Source organism: Parasedimentitalea denitrificans, assembly GCF_011813015.1.
GTDB classification, from domain to species: Bacteria; Pseudomonadota; Alphaproteobacteria; order Rhodobacterales; family Rhodobacteraceae; genus Parasedimentitalea; species Parasedimentitalea denitrificans.
Genome location: NZ_QHLQ01000005.1, coordinates 1 through 17,509 on the forward strand (window position 1 = coordinate 1; position 17,509 = coordinate 17,509).

General features: G+C 55.6%; 20 protein-coding genes and 1 tRNA gene. 8 read left to right on the forward strand and 13 right to left on the reverse strand.

What is annotated here, in order from left to right:
* Nucleotides 1-77 precede the first annotated feature (77 nt).
* Nucleotides 78-392, reverse strand: coding sequence for a hypothetical protein (locus tag DL239_RS06860; RefSeq protein WP_167683270.1), 315 nt, complete (start codon nucleotides 390-392; stop codon nucleotides 78-80).
* A gap of 162 nt (nucleotides 393-554) precedes the next feature.
* On the opposite strand from DL239_RS06860, the gene dusA reads away from it, so the two are divergent.
* The gene (gene dusA / locus DL239_RS06865) at nucleotides 555-1,544 is read left to right on the forward strand and encodes a tRNA dihydrouridine(20/20a) synthase DusA (protein ID WP_167683272.1); all 990 of its coding nucleotides are present in this window, start codon (nucleotides 555-557) and stop codon (nucleotides 1,542-1,544) included.
* A gap of 81 nt (nucleotides 1,545-1,625) precedes the next feature.
* On the forward strand, nucleotides 1,626-2,450 hold the full coding sequence (locus DL239_RS06870; protein WP_369410548.1) for a sulfite exporter TauE/SafE family protein: 825 nt from the start codon (nucleotides 1,626-1,628) through the stop codon (nucleotides 2,448-2,450).
* Between the two features lie 138 nt (nucleotides 2,451-2,588).
* Here the strand turns inward: DL239_RS06870 and DL239_RS06875 are convergent, their stop codons facing one another.
* Genes DL239_RS06875 through ccmI form a run of 3 tightly spaced genes read right to left on the reverse strand, consistent with a single transcriptional unit; the run spans nucleotide 2,589 to nucleotide 4,531 of the window.
* Entirely contained in the window at nucleotides 2,589-2,819 is a 231-nt protein-coding gene (locus DL239_RS06875) for a DUF1289 domain-containing protein (protein ID WP_167683274.1), read from the reverse strand.
* A gap of 3 nt (nucleotides 2,820-2,822) precedes the next feature.
* Nucleotides 2,823-3,296, reverse strand: coding sequence for a Holliday junction resolvase RuvX (gene ruvX, locus DL239_RS06880; RefSeq protein ID WP_167683276.1), 474 nt, complete (start codon nucleotides 3,294-3,296; stop codon nucleotides 2,823-2,825).
* The gene (gene ccmI, locus DL239_RS06885) at nucleotides 3,293-4,531 is read right to left on the reverse strand and encodes a c-type cytochrome biogenesis protein CcmI (protein WP_167683277.1); all 1,239 of its coding nucleotides are present in this window, start codon (nucleotides 4,529-4,531) and stop codon (nucleotides 3,293-3,295) included. Before ccmI ends, ruvX begins: the two co-directional genes overlap by 4 nt.
* Before the next feature lie 186 nt (nucleotides 4,532-4,717).
* Here ccmI and DL239_RS06890 point away from each other — a divergent pair, with 186 nt between their 5' ends.
* Nucleotides 4,718-5,962 (forward strand): sarcosine oxidase subunit beta family protein, encoded by a 1,245-nt coding sequence (locus DL239_RS06890; RefSeq protein ID WP_167683278.1) that lies wholly within the window; start codon nucleotides 4,718-4,720, stop codon nucleotides 5,960-5,962.
* 2 nt (nucleotides 5,963-5,964) lie between these two features.
* Here DL239_RS06890 and DL239_RS06895 read toward each other — a convergent pair whose 3' ends face one another.
* Nucleotides 5,965-6,165 carry a hypothetical protein gene (locus DL239_RS06895; RefSeq protein ID WP_167683279.1) on the reverse strand — a complete coding sequence of 67 codons (201 nt, stop codon included), beginning with the start codon at nucleotides 6,163-6,165 and terminating at the stop codon, nucleotides 5,965-5,967.
* Nucleotides 6,166-6,194: 29 nt separating this feature from the next.
* Between DL239_RS06895 and DL239_RS06900 the strand changes: the two genes are divergently transcribed.
* The 4 genes from DL239_RS06900 (at nucleotide 6,195) to DL239_RS06915 (ending at nucleotide 11,054) form a co-directional block, all read left to right on the forward strand.
* The gene (locus tag DL239_RS06900; protein ID WP_167683280.1) at nucleotides 6,195-6,524 is read left to right on the forward strand and encodes a sarcosine oxidase subunit delta; all 330 of its coding nucleotides are present in this window, start codon (nucleotides 6,195-6,197) and stop codon (nucleotides 6,522-6,524) included.
* A 61-nt stretch (nucleotides 6,525-6,585) separates the two neighbouring features.
* The gene (locus DL239_RS06905) at nucleotides 6,586-9,618 is read left to right on the forward strand and encodes a sarcosine oxidase subunit alpha family protein (protein ID WP_167683281.1); all 3,033 of its coding nucleotides are present in this window, start codon (nucleotides 6,586-6,588) and stop codon (nucleotides 9,616-9,618) included.
* Entirely contained in the window at nucleotides 9,611-10,177 is a 567-nt protein-coding gene (locus tag DL239_RS06910) for a sarcosine oxidase subunit gamma (protein WP_167683283.1), read from the forward strand. The genes DL239_RS06905 and DL239_RS06910 overlap by 8 nt, the downstream gene beginning before the upstream one ends.
* 274 nt (nucleotides 10,178-10,451) lie before the next feature.
* Nucleotides 10,452-11,054 carry a superoxide dismutase gene (locus tag DL239_RS06915; protein ID WP_167683284.1) on the forward strand — a complete coding sequence of 201 codons (603 nt, stop codon included), beginning with the start codon at nucleotides 10,452-10,454 and terminating at the stop codon, nucleotides 11,052-11,054.
* 110 nt (nucleotides 11,055-11,164) lie between these two features.
* On the opposite strand, the gene DL239_RS06920 is transcribed toward DL239_RS06915, so the two are convergent.
* The 8 genes from DL239_RS06920 to DL239_RS06955 form a co-directional block, all read right to left on the reverse strand.
* Entirely contained in the window at nucleotides 11,165-12,238 is a 1,074-nt protein-coding gene (locus tag DL239_RS06920; protein WP_167683285.1) for a 2'-deoxycytidine 5'-triphosphate deaminase, read from the reverse strand.
* Between the two features lie 146 nt (nucleotides 12,239-12,384).
* A tRNA-Pro gene (locus tag DL239_RS06925) sits at nucleotides 12,385-12,461 on the reverse strand.
* Between the two features lie 59 nt (nucleotides 12,462-12,520).
* Complete coding sequence (locus tag DL239_RS21650) at nucleotides 12,521-13,420, reverse strand: MerR family transcriptional regulator (protein ID WP_240931783.1); 900 nt, start codon at nucleotides 13,418-13,420, stop codon at nucleotides 12,521-12,523.
* Between the two features lie 14 nt (nucleotides 13,421-13,434).
* Nucleotides 13,435-13,737 carry an integration host factor subunit alpha gene (gene ihfA / locus DL239_RS06935; protein WP_167683286.1) on the reverse strand — a complete coding sequence of 101 codons (303 nt, stop codon included), beginning with the start codon at nucleotides 13,735-13,737 and terminating at the stop codon, nucleotides 13,435-13,437.
* Between the two features lie 90 nt (nucleotides 13,738-13,827).
* Entirely contained in the window at nucleotides 13,828-14,799 is a 972-nt protein-coding gene (locus DL239_RS06940) for a beta-ketoacyl-ACP synthase III (protein ID WP_167683287.1), read from the reverse strand.
* A 20-nt stretch (nucleotides 14,800-14,819) separates the two neighbouring features.
* Nucleotides 14,820-15,926: a phosphate acyltransferase PlsX gene (gene plsX / locus DL239_RS06945; protein ID WP_167683288.1), complete on the reverse strand. Its 1,107-nt coding sequence runs from the start codon at nucleotides 15,924-15,926 to the stop codon at nucleotides 14,820-14,822.
* Nucleotides 15,927-15,961: 35 nt separating this feature from the next.
* Nucleotides 15,962-16,162 carry a 50S ribosomal protein L32 gene (rpmF, locus tag DL239_RS06950; protein ID WP_167683289.1) on the reverse strand — a complete coding sequence of 67 codons (201 nt, stop codon included), beginning with the start codon at nucleotides 16,160-16,162 and terminating at the stop codon, nucleotides 15,962-15,964.
* A gap of 225 nt (nucleotides 16,163-16,387) precedes the next feature.
* Nucleotides 16,388-16,924 (reverse strand): YceD family protein, encoded by a 537-nt coding sequence (locus DL239_RS06955; RefSeq protein ID WP_167683290.1) that lies wholly within the window; start codon nucleotides 16,922-16,924, stop codon nucleotides 16,388-16,390.
* A gap of 124 nt (nucleotides 16,925-17,048) precedes the next feature.
* On the opposite strand from DL239_RS06955, the gene DL239_RS06960 reads away from it, so the two are divergent.
* On the forward strand, nucleotides 17,049-17,477 hold the full coding sequence (locus DL239_RS06960; RefSeq protein WP_240931786.1) for an outer membrane protein assembly factor BamE: 429 nt from the start codon (nucleotides 17,049-17,051) through the stop codon (nucleotides 17,475-17,477).
* The last annotated feature ends 32 nt before the right edge of the window (nucleotides 17,478-17,509 follow it).

Sequence of the window (17,509 nt, forward strand, 5' to 3'; positions counted from 1 at the left end):
ATAGTGGTCGACGAAGGCTTCGATCTGGGCTTCGAGATCACCGGGTAGGAAGTAGTTTTCCAGCAGGATGCGGTTCTTCAAGGTTTGATGCCAACGTCCGCGACGTCAAAGAGCTTGATAGTCTTTAGAACTTGCGACTTGGTCTTCCCCATCTGTTTTCGCTGCGTGTCGATAACTTTGTCGATCAGTTCACTTACAGTGGTTTGGATTTGGCGATTGGTTAGTTTTCCAGCGTCAAAGTCCTTTTCGACTTTCTTGATCCATGCGTTGGCAGCGGTTTTCCTTGAAAAAGTAGCTGACTTGGAGAAGACGACTTCACCTTCCTTCTTCTTGATAACCTGTGCCCGATGTTTGGTTCCGGATTTGCTCTTGCGCTCTACGATTGTGCCCATTATTTCCCGTGCTTTGTTATTGGCATACTACGGATATAGGGTTCCGGTATGCCAAGCTCCAAGTGGGTATGCCAAAAAGTATGCCAAAAACACAAAACGTCGTAAAACCCAGCAAAATAAGCTCCAAACAAACCATTGTTTCGGTCAGCGGAGAGTGCCTAAATGACAGATAAGTCCTTAATAACAAAGGCCGCACGCCTATCCGTAGCACCGATGATGGACTGGACTGATAGGCATTGCCGCTACATGCATCGCCTACTTAGCCGCGAGACCTTGCTGTACACCGAGATGGTAACCGCACCTGCGTTGGTGCGCGGCGGGGCGCTGCATCTGTTGGCCTATAGCCCAGAAGAACATCCCATTGCGTTGCAATTAGGCGGGGCTGACCCGGTTGAGCTCGCGCAGGCAGCCACACTGGGGGCAGAGGCTGGGTATGATGAGATTAATCTCAACTGTGGCTGCCCGTCAGACAGGGTGCAGTCCGGTGCCTTTGGTGCGATTTTGATGCAAAGCCCGGATTTGGTTGCGGATTGTGTCGCTGCCATGCGTGATGCGGTAGATGTCGAGGTCACAGTCAAATGCCGCATTGGTGTGGATGAGCAAGAACCGCAGCAGGTGCTGCCAGATTTCTTGGACAAGATCCGCGCCGTCGGGTGTAACCGGGTAACGATCCACGCGCGCAAGGCTTGGTTGCAGGGATTAAGCCCCAAGGAAAACCGGGATATTCCGCCGCTGGACTACGAGATCGTGCATCAGATGAAAGCCGATTTTCCTGATCTTCATATCTCGATTAACGGTGGCATCACATCACTGGACGAGGCCAAAACACATTTGGACCGTGGCTTGGATGGGGCGATGATCGGGCGGTCTGCCTATCACCAGCCGGGCGATATTCTGAGGGCTGCGGATCCAGAGATTTATGGGACAGGGGTAGAGACTGATCCGATAGAAGTCGCACGACAAATGTTACCCTATATCGAGCGGCACCTCAGTGGAGGAGGGCGCTTGCATCAGGTGACACGTCATATGCTGGGTCTGTTCGCAGGCCGACCGGGGGCGCGGCAGTGGCGGCGCACCTTGTCAGAAGAATCCCATTACGACGGTGCAGGCCCGGCGCTGGTCGAAAAAGCGCTGCTCGCGATTGCCGGCTGACCTTTGCCATCATGTTTGTAACTGGACTCTTGCCTCCGGGCACAGTTTTGTCCTGTGGACGCAATACCTAAGGAGAATCCGGTGCCTGATACCTTACTCTTGATCCAAATGCTGGTGATGCTAGCCGTGATCGGCGCTGTAGCCGGGGTACTGGCTGGGTTACTGGGTGTCGGAGGTGGCATCGTACTAGTCCCGGCCTTCTTCTATGCGTTTCAGACACTTGAATATGGCGGCGACCAGTTGATGCAGCTGTGCCTTGCGACCTCTTTGGCAACGATCATCGTGACCTCACTGCGGTCGGTACACAGCCACCACAAAAAAGGCGCGGTGGATATGGAGATCCTGCGCAAATGGGGGGCTGGCATTGCGATTGGCGCCATTGCCGGTGTTCTGGCGGCCTCGTCGCTGCGGTCTACGACATTGCAGGGGCTGTTTGGGGTTCTGGCGCTGGTGATCGGGCTCTACCTTGGATTTGGGCGCAGTGAATGGCGTCTGGGCGAGAGCATGCCCAAAGGCCTGCGCCGGATGATTATCTCTCCAATGGTTGGTTTTTTGTCGGTGCTGATGGGTATCGGTGGCGGCAGCTTTGGGGTGCCACTGATGAGCCTGTATAACACGCCAATCCACCGTGCTGTTGCGACTGCAGCTGGTTTTGGCGTGATCATTGCGGTGCCTTCGGTCATCGGCTTTCTGTTTCTACCCATTGACCCCGCAGCCCGACCACCGCTGACGGTCGGCGCAGTAAATCTTGTGGCCTTTGGTATCGTGATTGCTATGACTATGATCACCGCCCCCTGGGGGGTGAAGCTGGCCCACGCCATGGACCCAAAGCCGCTAAAGCGTGTGTTCGCGGTGTTCCTCGTGCTGGTGGCGTTAAACATGCTGCGCAAGGCGCTGGGGTATTAGGCCCCGTAGATTAGCGCGGAATGGGATGCCAATGGTACCAAAATATGAAGGCTTTCCCTAATATTTGGATAGATACGGCCGCCAGCTTCTTCTTGTTAAAAATACCTCCGCCGGAGGCCGCGCGCCGATAGGCCCGGTTTAACGTAGACTTCGGCCACCCCGACCACCCCGACGTTTTTTCGGAACAGCGGTTCGGTTGGGAAGATCCGCAGTGATTTCCCGCCGCTCGGTTGCAGACATCTGTGACCAACGGCTGATTTCATCCATCGACCGGGCACAGCCCGCACAGAGTTGCGTCGCTGGATGTACGACGCAGACCTGCGTGCAAGGCGAGTCTACCTCTTCACGTTTCCAAACGTCGCGATCCATTCTCTATCCGTTCCTAAGATGCGCCATGCGATCCAACACACCCTGAAGAATATAGGACGCGGCAACGTGATCGATAACCTCGGAGCGACGTTTCCGGGATGTATCCGCCTCTAGCAGGGCTCTTTCGGCGGCAACCGTGCTCAACCGCTCATCCCAGAACCCAATGGGCAATTCGGTCAACCGGCTTAGGTTACGGGCAAAGGCACGGGTTTTCTGGCAGCGAGGACCTTCTGTCCCATCCATATTGCGCGGCAATCCCAGCACAATTCCCCCGATGTCGCGGTCTTTGATAATTTCCAGCAACCGTGCGGCATCAACAGTGAATTTTTTACGCCGTACGGTCTCTAGCGGGGTGGCAACGGTTCCCATCAGATCTGATACTGCAACACCCACCGTTTTATCGCCCAGATCCAGCCCCATAAGGGCGCGATGTGTGGGCAAGCTGGTTGCAAAATCTTCGATCTCATCATGGATCATTGCATAATTCCTGCCTGCTGCGCCGCACTGCTGATCAAAGCCACAGCGGATGCATCATTTGCAAAATTCTCCAGGGCTTCGGCATAGACGGTTTTGGCGCGTTCATCGTCTTTCAGAACGCTCAGGGCCACAATCAAACGGGCCCATTCCTGCGCTGATCCCCCCTCGGTCGCCAAACGCTCTGCGAGGTTCGACACCATGCCACGGATCATTTCCTGGCGGTCTTCGGGGTTCATCTCTTGGGCGCTGCTCATCTCTTCTGCCGTTGGGCCAGTCAGGGCCTCTTCAGGTGCCGCCTCGGGCGTGATTGGTGTGTAGTCTACACCAGCCCGATAGGCCATTTCTTCAATCTGCGCCTGAATTCCAGTGATCCATGGGGCATCGGCCGGACCTGCTTGCAAAGTCTCTGACCAGATCTGAAAGGCCATATCTGGACGGCCAATTTGCCCCAGCATCATGCCCCAATAGTAGCGGGCCGGGCCGTGGTTTTTGTCCCGCTGCAGCGCGTTGCGCAGTTCTTCCTCCGCCTCAAGCGATATGTACCCTCCGGCAGCCATAATCATCAGCTCCGCGGCCTCTGCATGGTCCTCGGCTTCGATATCGCCTGACATAATCCGGATGTAGTTCAGCTTGGCTTGGTAAGCGGCGACAAAATTTCCCAGATTGGCTTCATGCTGCACCAGCAGGGCTTGGCCCTGTGCATCATCGACACGCTCGTCGGCAGTTTGGCGTAGTTTTTCCACCAATTCCAAATAACTGGCTTCAACCTGTTGTTCTGGCAGCGGCGGAGCTTCTGCTTCGGCCTGCGCTTGGGAAGGTCGATCTGTGGAACGCTCTTGTGCCTGACTGATCCGTTCGGACAGCGGCATGTCACCGTAGCCATGCACACCCAGCTGATAGTACAATCCCATTGATCCACCAATGATCAGCACGGAAACCAGGGCCGCAACAATTACAGTCACTTTCTGTGGCTGTGTTTGACCCTTTTGATGGTCCTGCAGCTGAGAATCTGCTGCCAGAATGCGCCGGGAAATCTCTGTCCGCGCTCGGTCTGCATCACCTTGGTTGATGACACCACGGGCCAGTTCCTTGTCTAATTCCCGCAATTGCTGGCGATAGACTTTCAGGTCATAGGCTGCAGCTGGCTCATCCAGTTTTCGAGCGCGCAAAAGAACCATGGCAATTAGCAGACATACGGCCAGCGCCATGAACGAAGTGACAATCCAGAAGGTCATAGTGGCTCCTATTTTGACCTCATCTATAGGGCCAGCGCGGCGGGAAAAAGCGAAAACTGACTGAACTGGGTGCGCCTTCACGCCACAGTGATGTCGTAAACCTACGCAATCACGACGATTAACGGCGCGGCTTGCAACCTTTGCTCAGGCATACCTTTGTTAAATCTCGTCTCAATTGGATTCGCCATGAAACGCTACTCAGTATTTGCTGTCGCACGCGAGGCCCTGCGCTATCACTCCGGATGGGAGCGGGCCTGGCGTTCGCCCACCCCTAAACGTCATTATGACGTCATTATTGTCGGCGCTGGTGGCCACGGGCTGGCTACCGCCTATTATCTTGGGAAGAACTACGGCATCACCAATGTCGCTGTGATTGAAAAAGGTTGGCTCGGTGGCGGAAACACTGGCCGCAACACCACCATCATCCGCTCTAACTATCTGCAGGACCCATCTGCCGCGATCTATGAAAAAGCCCGCAGCCTGTATGAAGATATGAGCCAGGACCTGAACTATAACGTCATGTTCAGCCCGCGCGGTGTTCTAATGCTGGCACAAACCCAGCACGAAATCCGCGGTTACCAACGCACCGCCCACGCCAATGCGTTGCAGGGGGTCGAAACCGAGTTTGTATCGCCACAGCGGGTCAAGGAAATCGTGCCAATCATCAACTTGGATGGTCCACGTTACCCGGTTTTGGGTGCGCTATGGCAGGAACGCGGCGGCACTGCGCGTCACGATGCGGTGGCCTGGGGATATGCACGCGCTTGTTCCGCCATGGGCATGGATATCATTCAACAGTGCGAAGTCACCGGAGTGCGGGTCGAAAACGGCCGTGTGGCTGGCGTTGATACCTCTAAGGGTCCGATTGATTGCGACAAGCTGGGTATGCTGGTTGCAGGCAACGCCTCGGTGCTGTCGGAAATGGCCGGTTTCCGCCTGCCAATGGAAAGTGTCGCCCTGCAGGCGCTGGTGTCTGAACCGATCAAACCCTGCATGGATGTGGTGGTGATGGCTAACACCGTGCACGGCTATATGAGCCAGTCTGACAAGGGCGAAATGGTTATCGGCGGCGGCACCGACGGGTTCAACAACTACACCCAGCGCGGATCCTTCCACCATATCGAAGAAACCGTGCGCGCCCTGAATGAAACCTTCCCAATGGTCTCGCGCTTGAAAATGCTGCGCCAGTGGGGCGGCATTGTGGACGTCACCGGCGACCGCTCACCTATCATCTCGAAAACCCCGGTCGACAATATCTTTGTCAACTGCGGCTGGGGCACCGGTGGTTTCAAATCCATCCCCGGTTCCGGTTGGGGCATGGCCGAGCTGATGGCGACAGGTCATTCATCGCTGACCGAAGCCTTTACGATCGACCGCTTCAAAGAAGGCCAGTTCATCGACGAAAGCGTCGCCGCTGGGGTGGCGCACTGATGTCAGTAGTCCTCGTATGCAACGATATTTTTACTTCTGATGACCGCACCCTTGTCGTACCCAGTTGGAACGGTGTGGGGCTGATGCTCTTGCGGACGCTTGCGCCGTCGTGCGCGACGCACTTTGATAAGAGCTACCAGAATAACCAAGAACAGGCTGACTGCGGCCAAAAGCGCTATAATCGGTCCAATCTCCATGCGCATAGATATAACAGTCGACAGGCGGTGAAACAATGCTGATCCTTGAATGCCCGTATTGTGGTGTCAAAGCCGAAGAAACCGAATTACATGCCGGTGGCGAAGCACATCTGAAACGCTTTGGCCCAGGCTCATCCGACAGTGAGTTCCACGATTACCTGTTTATGCGCGAAAACCCCAAGGGGGTGCATTTTGATCGCTGGCGCCACATCAACGGCTGTGGCAAGTGGTTCCACGCGGCCCGCTGTACCATGACGCTCGAGGTGTTCGGCACCTACAGTGCGCAGACATTTGAACCGCCACAGGACATCCGTGACGCCATCAGCGCCAAGCGCCCCGATTGGACCTGGAGAGAGTTCAAATGAGCCTTCTTTTTGCTGAAAATACTCAAATTCCCTCCGCAGATCTGCGTGAAAGGTCCGAAATATGAGCACCCGTCTTGCCAATCAGGGCCGGTTGATCGACCGCTCCAAACCGATTGAATTCACTTTTAACGGCAACCGTATGACCGGTTACGAGGGCGACACGCTGGCCTCGGCGCTGCTGGCCAACGACCAGATGATGGTCGGCCGTTCGTTCAAATACCACCGCCCGCGCGGGTTGGTGGCCTCTGGTGCCGAAGAACCCAATGCGCTCGTCGGACTGGGCAATGGCGACCGGTTCGAACCCAACCAGCGTGTCACCACAACCGAGCTGTTTGCCGGTCTGTCGGCGCAGTCGCAGAACCACTGGCCCAGCCTGGAATTTGACGTGGGCGCGATCAACACGCACCTGTCGCGTTTCCTGCCGGCAGGTTTCTACTACAAAATGTTCATGTATCCCAAAGCGTTCTGGAAACATGTTTATGAACCCATCATCCGCCATTCTGCAGGTTTGGGTAAGGCCCCGGACAAAGAACTGAAAGACGCCGACCAGTACGAGCACTTCTACTTCTTTGCTGATGTGGTTGTTGTCGGCGGCGGTGTTGCCGGTCTTCAGGCCGCCAAGGCCGCTGCTGCCACTGGCGCCAAGGTCCTGCTGATGGAGCAGACTAACACTTGGGGTGGTCGTGCCCCGGTGGATGGCGGCACCATCGACGGTGATACACCTGAAGCTTGGGTTGAGAAGACACTGGCCGAACTTGAGGCCATGGATAACGTCACCCTGCGTAGCCGCTGCATGGGGTCGGGCGTTTATGACCACGGCTATGTATTGGGCTATGAACGTCTGACGGATCACACTCCGGGCGCGGCAGGCCCACGTCATCGCCTGTGGCGGATTCGGGCCAAGCAGATTGTCACCGCAACCGGCGCGATCGAACGCCCGCTGTCCTTTGCTGGTAACGATGTGCCGGGCGTCATGCTGGCCGGAGCCATGCGTGACTATGTCGCCAACTGGGGGGTCACTCCGGGTAAGCGTGTTGTCATCGCGACAAACAACGATGATGCCTACCGCACCGCCATCACCCTGCATAACGCTGGTGTCGAGGTGGTTCGAGTGCTGGATGCGCGCGCATCTGGCGGCGGCGCATTGATGGAGGAAGTCCGTCAGCTAGGCATCCGCGTCGATCCCGGTCGCGCCATTGCCAAGGTCACTGGCGGCAAGCGCGTCGCCAAGGTTGCGGTCTGCGCCCAAAACGGCGAGGGCGGGGCACAAGAAGATGTTGTCGCTGATGCCGTTGCCATGTCCGGCGGCTGGTCGCCCGTAGTACACCTGTGGTCCCACTGCGGCGGCAAGCTGATCTGGGATGACGCTCAGGCCCACTTCCGCCCCGATGCATCTCGTCCACCACTGGGCGATGATGGCGCTGGGTTTGTGGTTGCTGCTGGCTCTGCTAATGGTACGCTGGATCTGGAAAACACACTGACAGATGCCACTGCAGCGGGCGCTGCGGCAGCTAAGGCAGCTGGTTTTGCCAAGAAAGCTGTGAAAGCTCCGGTTGGTTCTGTGCAAGCTGAACAACCAATGGCCCCAGTCTGGCTGATGCCAGCCAAGGCCGACATTAAGTTGCGGATGAAAACTTGGTTGGACTACCAGAATGACGTCAAGGTTTCAGACGTCCAGCTGGCGGCCCGTGAAGGCTATGAAAGTGTTGAACACACCAAGCGTTACACCACGCTGGGTATGGCGACGGATCAGGGGAAACTCTCCAACATCAACGGCTTGGCAGTTCTTGCTGACACGCTTGGGTCTGAAATTCCCCAGGTCGGCACCACCACCTTCCGCCCGCCATACACTCCCATTTCCATGGGCGCGATTGGCGGCGAGGCACGCGGAGAGATCTTCCAGCCGATCCGCAAGACGCCAATGCACGACTGGCATGACGCGAATGGAGCCGATTGGGAGCCGGTAGGCCAGTGGCGCCGTGCTTATGCCTTTGTCCGCTCAAGCGAGAGTGTTGAGGATGCCGTGGCGCGCGAGGTCAAGAACACCCGCGAAAACCTTGGCCTGCTGGATGCATCCACTCTGGGTAAACTGGTGGTCAAAGGGCCGGACGCAGGCAAGTTCCTGGACATGATGTACACCAACATGATGTCCAACCTGAAGGTTGGCAAATGCCGCTATGGGCTGATGTGCTCTGAAAACGGCTTTTTGATCGACGACGGTGTAGTTGCCCGCATCGATGACGATACATGGCTGTGTCACACCACCACCGGCGGCGCCGAGCGGATCCATGGTCACATGGAAGAATGGCTGCAGACCGAATGGTGGGACTGGAAAGTCTATGTCGCCAATGTGACCGAACAACTGGCTCAGGTTGCCGTGGTTGGCCCCAACGCCCGCAAGGTGCTCGAAAAGCTGAACGCGCAAGCGGGCGGTGGCATGGATGTCTCCAAAGAGGCGCTGGCTTTCATGGAATGGAAGGACGGCAAAATCGGTGAATTTGACGCGCGTGCTTACCGGATCTCTTTCTCGGGTGAGCTGTCTTACGAGATCGCGGTGCCCGCCAGCCAAGGCATGGCCTTCTGGCAGGCGCTGCTTGAGGCTGGCAAAGAATTCGGCGTGATGCCTTATGGCACTGAATGTCTCCACATCATGAGGGCCGAGAAGGGCTTTATCATGATCGGGGACGAGACCGACGGCACCGTGATCCCGCAGGATCTGGGGCTGCACTGGGCGCTGTCCAAGAAGAAAGAAGACTATCTGGGCAAACGTGCGCACCTGCGGTCGCATATGGCAGATCCAGATCGTTGGCAGTTGGTTGGTCTGGAAACGGTTGATGGATCGGTCATCCCAGACGGTGCCTATGCCGTGGGCGAGGGGCTGAATGCCAATGGTCAGCGCAATGTGGTTGGGCGCGTGACCTCGACCTATCACTCGCCAACCCTGAACAAGGGTATTGCCATGGGATTGGTCCATAACGGGCAGAAACGCATGGGCGAAGTGATCGAGTTCCCTGGGACGGATGACAAAACCTACAAGGCCAAGATTGTCGATCAGGTCTTTTACGACAAAGAAGGGGAGAAGCAGAATGTCTGATCCTGTCAGCGCACTGCAAGGTGCTCAATTCAGTGGTATTGCATCGGTCGAAGAAGGCGGATTGGCAGGTATGATTACCCTGCGTGGCGATCTTGGCTCTAAGGTGATGCAGGCCGCTGTCAAAGAGGCAACCGGTGCAGATATTCCTGCCACCAATCAAGTTTCGCTGTCCGCAGATGGCGGCACGGCCTGGATGTCGCCGGACGAACTGCTGCTGATGGTGTCTTACACTGAAGTAGAGGAAATTCTGGCGGCACTGAACAAGTCGCTGGCAGGCGAACATGCCTTGGCAGTGAATGTGTCTGACGCGCGGGCTGTTTTCCGGGTGTCCGGCGACGGTGCACGCGAGACACTGGCCAAAATTTGCCCCGTGGATCTGTCTGCCGAGGCCTTTGTGCCTGGACAATTCCGTCGCACACGGATGGCACAGGTCGCGGCTGCATTTTGGTTGGATGAAAGTGGTGCCTTTACGATTGTCTGCTTCCGCTCGGTGGCCGACTATGTGTTCAATCTGTTAAGCAATGCGGCCCATCCCCAGTCTGCGGTGGGCGTGTACTAACTAGATACTGTGCACGTCACGCTGTTCCTATGACGAATGGCGTGACGAGCATCCTATTGCTGCCCCTGCTATTTCGTGCTCTTTGAGAACACTGAAAGGTGGGGGCAATTTATTTCCCTTCTACGAATGGCGATTTCCAATCACAGTGCTTGTTCATTTGTGCTTGAATGCACATAGCGTGGTCACTTTGGAGAGGCCTTCACACTTGACCTGACTGCTCACGCAACGCATGTATCGCCCTAGGAAACGCAACTTAATTTGACAGGTGTCCAAAATGGCTTTTGAACTTCCCGATCTTCCATATGCTCACGATGCGCTGGCTGCCAAAGGCATGTCCGCTGAAACCATGGAATACCACCACGACCTGCACCACAACGCCTATGTGACCAACGGCAACAAGCTGATCGAAGGCACCGAATGGGCTGGCAAGTCGTTGGAAGAGATCATTGTTGGAACCTATGACGCTTCTTCGGTTGCGCAGAACGGTATCTTCAACAACATCTCGCAGCTGTGGAACCACAATGAATTCTGGAAGATGATGGGCCCTAACGGCGACGTCATGCCAGGTGAGCTGGAAAAAGCTCTGGTTGAGAACTTTGGTTCGGTTGACGAGTTCAAGTCGCAGTTCTCGGCTGCTGGTGCTGGTCAGTTTGGCTCAGGCTGGGCTTGGTTGGTCAAAAACGCTGACGGTTCGCTGGCTGTGACCAAGACTGAGAACGGCGTGAACCCGCTGTGCTTTGGTCAGACTGCACTGCTAGGCTGTGATGTTTGGGAGCACTCCTACTACATCGATTTCCGCAACAAGCGCCCTGCGTATCTGTCGAACTTCCTCGACAACTTGGTCGACTGGGAAAACGTCGCTTCGCGTCTGGGTTAATCCCAGGAGCGACAAGGTCGTTTAGAATTGAAAACGCCCGGCCAAAATGCCGGGCGTTTTTTTATGCCTCCGGCGGAGGTGTTTTTAACAAGAAGAAGACAGGGGGGTGGTCAAACTTTGAAGTGTTTTGAAAGCTTTAGACCCTGACCCTGGTAGTTTGAAGCGATACCCGAGCCGTAGAGTTGATCTGGCACTTCGGCCATTTTTTCATAGACCAAACGGCCAACGACCTGTCCGTGTTCCAGCACAAATGGCGCCTCGTGGCAGCGGACCTCAAGTACGCCGCGAGAGCCAGCACCACCGGCGGCGTCATGGCCGAAACCGGGGTCGAAAAAGCCAGCATAGTGAACCCGGAACTCCCCGACCATTGCCAGGTAGGGCGCCATTTCTGCGGCGTATTCTGGCGGGATCTGAACGGCTTCTCGGCTGACCAGGATGTAAAAGGCGCCAGGGTCCAGAATGATGCGGCCGTCGCTGCTGCGGACCTCTTCCCAGTAGTCGCGGGGATCATATTCGCCAATACGATCCAGATCGATGACACCTGTGTGCGGTTTGGCGCGGTAGCCGACCAGATCACTGCCGGGCAGTTGCAGATCAACAGAGAAGCCCAGGCCATCCTGAATGACCGCAGGGCCATCCACCAGAGGTGAGCTTTCGTGAAGAGCCGTCAGTTGTTTATCGGTAAGCACGGCCTGACCGGTGCGGAAACGAATTTGGTTCAGGCGCATGCCTGGGCGGACCAAGACGGAAAATGAACGGGGGCAGATTTCAGCATAGAGGAGACCGTGGTAGCCCGGTTTGATCCGGTCGAACTCAGCTCCGCCATCGGTGATCGTACGGGTCAGAAGATCCAGTCGGCCGGTTGAGCTTTTGGCGTTTGCCACCGCGGTAATGTCGCCGGGTAGGGCGAGGTGTTCCATCAACGGAACTACATAAACGCAGCCTTTTTCCAGCACGGCACCGTCGCTCAGGTCGATCTGGTGCATCTCAAATTCACGCAGGCGGTCGGCGACGCTTTGGCCTTCGCCCGCCAGGAATGAGGCCCGTACCCGGTAGGCGACTTTGCCCAGCCGAAGGTCAAGACTCGCGGGTTGGATTTGTCCGGAAACTGTGGGTTCTGTCACGGTGATCTCACCGTTTTCAAGCATTTTTTCAATAGCTTGGCTGGGCAATACACCGGTCATAATTGGTTCCTTCAGTTGCCGCCCCAGGACTTGGACGCCCGAAGATGCTGGCCTATTTTTTGGCTGCATGCAATTCACCCAGCATGCAATTTGGGTGGGTAGATATACAAAACGCCCGGGTGATCGCTCACCCGGGCGTTTTTGTATGGTCGGGCTAGCAGGACTCGAACCTGCGACCTTCCGTCCCCCAGACGGACGCGCTACCAGGCTGCGCCATAGCCCGTTATTGAGAGCGTTCTACTGTATCTGCGAGCAGGGGCAAGAGGTAATGTTGGTCTTTTTTCAATTGGCTGATGGATTGTTCTGGTTGGTTGCCATGGAACGTAGTTGCTCGGCGCAAATCAACACCTCGGCGAGGTTGGATTCGGGTAGTGAGGTGATACCGGCCAGTTTGGCGAGAATGCCTGTGTGGGAAATGTTCAACGCATCGTCTGCTGTGTCGTCCACCTCGATGACATTCGGGCGGGGGACAGCGACCTCGGTCTCCGTTACCGGTGAAGCTTCGACTTGGGCAGCTATTTCGGGGGCATCAACTGTTGGCTCTGGCGTCTCAACAGGGGCCGGATCAAGCGTGTCAAACCCGAGTTGTTGCTCCTCTGGTTCTGGTGGAAATCCCACGTCAGTCGGGAGTTCACCAGTCGGCTCTGACAGTTCAACAGCAGGCTCTGGCTGAAGCTCTGGAACATCAGGCAGTTGAGCGGCCACTTCTGGTTGGGACACTGGGACATCAGCCACTTCAATGGCCGGTTCCAGTTGGAAATCCGGGATGTCCTGCGTTTGATCAGCGTCTGAATTGGGCTGCGAATCAAGGTCCATCTGCATTTGCGATGTGGCATGCGGTGGCGGGGCAGGGAATTCGGTTACAGTTCCCGCTGCCTCGATCACTGGCATCGGATCGGAGGTATCTTCGAGCGAAGCAGACTGGTCAGCCACATGGGCGATACCCTGATCACGTAGCAGGGCCTGAACCTCTTTGATCGACTTGCCCTCGTCGTGCAGCAAGCGTTTGATACCACCCAAAAGAAGCATGTCGGCGGGGCGGTAATACCGCCGCCCACCTGCGCGTTTTACGGGTTTGATCTGGGTGAATTTGCTTTCCCAGAAACGCAGCACATGTGCTGGAATCCCCAGCCATTCCGCAACTTCACTGATGGTGCGAAAGGCATCCGGTGACTTAGACATGTGCTCTGGCCTTGTTATGATCGGTTGCCGTCAGCGACACGGTTCTTCATCAGGTGGGATGGTCGAAAGGTCAAAACGCGGCGTGGTTGAATTGGAACCTCTTCGCCGGTCTTTGGGTTGCGGCCGATGCGTGCGGATTTATCTCGTACGCTAAAGGTGCCAAAAGACGAGATTTTTACCTGTTCGCCGCGGACCAATGCGTCAGACATATGGCCAAGCATGCTCTCAACAAGCTGCGCACTTTCGTTACGCGATAGGCCAACTTCGCGGAAAACCGCTTCGCTTAAATCCATGCGCGTCAGAGTCGTGTCACTCATAACCAAATCCTCTTGTTTTATAAATAATAGGGCGTAGAGAATTTCCCTGTCAATATCAATGATTTGCAGAAGTCAGATTAGCGTAATTGCTTACCAGCGTAGAACGACTGCTCCCCAGGCCAGTCCGCCACCAATTGCTTCGGCTACAATCAGGTCGCCTTGCTTGATCTGGCCGCGCTGTTTCCCAACGGAAAGCGCCAGTGGAATGGACGCAGCAGAGGTGTTGCCGTGGTCCTGAACTGTCACCACAACATTATCCATGCTGAGGCCCATTTTCTTGGCAGTACCCTGAATAATTCGGATATTGGCCTGATGTGGTACGATCCAGTCGACGTCGGTCGCAGCCAGATTTGCCTTGTCCAGCGCGGTATTAGCTGTCGATGCCAGCTTTTCTACGGCGTGGCGGAACACTTGGTTGCCTTGCATCCGCAGAAACCCTGTATTCTGTGTCGAGACGCCGCCATCGACGTGCAACAGGTCTTTATAGCGTCCGTCCGAGTTCAGGTCGGTAGACAGGATGCCGCGATCATCTTTTGTGCCTGCACCTTCCTGAGCTTCCAGCACCAGTGCACCTGCGCCGTCACCAAACAACACGCAGGTTGAACGGTCTGTCCAATCCATGATGCGACTAAAGGTTTCGGCCCCAATAACCAGAACACGATTGGCCTGACCGGATAGAATCAGCGCATTGGCGTTGCTTAGGGCGTAGACGAAACCAGCGCATACGGCTTGAACATCAAAGGCAAACCCTTTGGTCATGCCCAAAGCAGCCTGAACCATGGTCGCCGCAGATGGAAATGTGAAATCGGCAGTCGATGTCGCCAGAACGATGGCGTCGATGTCGTCGGCTTCGCAGCCTGCATCGGCCAGTGCAGCCTTGGCCGCATGGGTGGCCAGTGCAGACGTGGTTTCACCCTCAGCAGCGAAGTGGCGGCGCTCAATACCTGAACGGGACCGAATCCACTCGTCAGAGGTATCAAGCGTGGCTTCGAATTCTGCGTTTTCGACCACCCGCTCTGGAAGGTAATGCCCAACACCGGTAATCACTGCACGTCGCGTCATTCTATAGTCTGCCTTCAGTCTTAGTTGTCAGTGACGAGTGTAGTTTCACTGTCAGTATTACTTTGGGTAAGCTCAGCAGAGGATGCAACCCGTGCGGCCAGTTTTTCTGCAAAGCCTTGTTGAGCAAGTAGGAAAGCCAGCTTTACAGCGGCTGACACTCCGGTCGCGTCTGCACCACCATGGGATTTTACAATTGTGCCGTTCAAACCAAGAAAAACCCCGCCGTTGACACGACGCGGATCAATTTTCTTGGACAGTCGGTTCAGGGATGGCATCGCGAACAGAGCGGCCAATCGTGAAAGAAGCGAATAGGTGAAGGACTCGCGCAGTGTCGTTCGAATCAGACTGGCAGTGCCTTCACCGGTTTTGATTGCGACATTTCCAGTAAAGCCATCAGTGACGATCACGTCAGCTGTGTTGCCAGGAATATCGCTGCCTTCAACGAAACCGACAAATTCGAAGCTACCACGCTCTGCATGATCTGAGATCAGCGTATAGGCTTCTTTCAACTCGGCGTGGCCTTTGTGCTCTTCAGTTCCGACGTTCAATAGACCGACCCGCGGGCGGGTGATGCCCATTGAATTGCGGGTGTATGAGGTGCCCATCAAGGCGTATTGCAGCAAGTCCTTGGCGTCCGCGCGCACGTCTGCGCCGACATCAAGCATCACGTTGAACCCCTGCGGGTTTCCTGATGGCCAGAGGATCGCAATGGCAGGCCGGTTCACGCCGGGCAGTTTACGCAGGCGGATCATGCTGACCGCCATCAACGCGCCGGTGTTGCCACAAGAAACCGCGCCAGCGGCTTCACCCTTTTTGACCGACTCAACAGCAGACCACATCGAGGTCTTCTTGCCGTTGCGCATCACTTGGCTGGGTTTGTCCTCCATCGATACCACTTCGGGGGCATCATGGAATTCAACACGATCAGTTAGGATTCGTTTTTTGGCGACGAGTGGCTTTAGCTGTTCGGTTGGGCCGTGCAGGATAAACCCAATGTCAGGATTCTTCTCTGCTGAAATAGCAATACCGGCCACCACTGTCGCGGGGCCGGCATCTCCGCCCATGGCGTCGACCGAAATGGTAATTCGGCTGGCAGATACCGTTGATGGTTCAGTTTGAGCCGTCATATGTACCTGCCTGCAAAATGAGCGTTGGACGCAGCTTAAGCAGCGTCTTCGTCGATTTCGTCAACCATAGCGACGATTTCTTTTTCACCGTAGTTGCCGCAGGAGGGGCAAACGTGGTGAGGGCGCTTCAGTTCGCCACAGCTCGAACATTCGTTCGGGTTTGCAGCAACCAGAGAATCGTGCGCACGGCGATTGTTGCGGCGCGACTTGGATACTTTGTTCTGTTGGACAGCCATGGTCTCAACCTTTGTCTATTAGGGCCATGGGGCAGATCCCGAGGCTGATTTCGTTGTTCGTTTCAAACGGTGTGACGTGCGTTTAGGCTGTGGCCTGTCCGATGTCCAACCATAATTCCGATGAGCGCGCGAAAATACTGCGATTCTTGCGTGATGCAAGAGCTTTTAGGCGAGCTGGGCTGCTAGAACCAGAGTTGATCTGGTCTTGGCCCATAAAAAAGCAACCTATTGGTCTTTTTTGAGCTGTTCTTTCAAGTCAGCCAGCCCGGCAAAAGGCCGAGTGTCTTCATCCCGCATCGGTTCCTGACCTGGTGCGGTATAAATTGCTTCACCCAACTCAGCGTTTTCCTTCCTAGGGTACTGCGGCAATGCCAGGGCCAGCGCCTCGATCATGATGACCTGTGGGTCGATGTGGCTTTCAAGTTGATCAATGTTCTCATCGTCAGGCATTTCCACCTCGGGTTCCTCCGAGACTTCAATGTTAGTAAGAAAATGCCGGGTTACTGGAATGTCGATACGTGTACTGACAGGATCTAATGTGACGACACAGTTCTGGAGAATCGTTGCACCAAGTGTTGCAGTCAGCAGCCAATCTTGACGACCTTGGGCTTCGATCTTGCCGACGAACTTCACCTTGCGCAGGCCTCGGATATCCAGTTCCTCGGCCAAGGCTTTCAACATGGCTGTATCCGGCTGGATTTCAAAGGTGGTTGGGCGATTTTGGGGCAGATCGGCAACGCGCAAAGCGGGGCTATCAGTCATTGCATCAACTTTCGTTTCTTGAACCGGAGGCCGGGTTTAGGTAATCGGGATCAAAGGCGTTATCAAGCCGCGACGGGAGAGCAACATGTTTGCAATGGCAGAATGGTTGAAATCAGCGACCAGAATGGTGGTACTGATTGGGGCGGGAGCCTCCATTGCGGGTTGCGCAACACAGTATCGTAACCACGGATATGTTCCGTCAGAGGAAGATCTTGCTGAAGTGGTTGTCGGTGTCGATACACGGGACTCGGTGGCTGAAACCATTGGCGCGCCGTCATCGTCAGGGGTTTTGGACGAAAGTGGCTACTACTATGTCGCCACCCGGCTGAAGCACATCGGACCCAGTCAGCCGAAACCAGTTTCGCGTGAATTGGTGGCTATCAGTTTTGACACAGCGGGGGTCGTCAGCGGTGTTGAACGTTACAGTCTCGAAGATGGCAAAGTGATTCCCTTGGAACGCCGTGTGACCAGTTCGGGTATTCAGGATAAGACATTCTTGCGTCAGTTGACGGGTAGCATTGGTAATTTCTCACCTGGGAGCTTTTTTGAGTAAGCTGCTTCAGCGACGCGATAGGCCGCATCAAT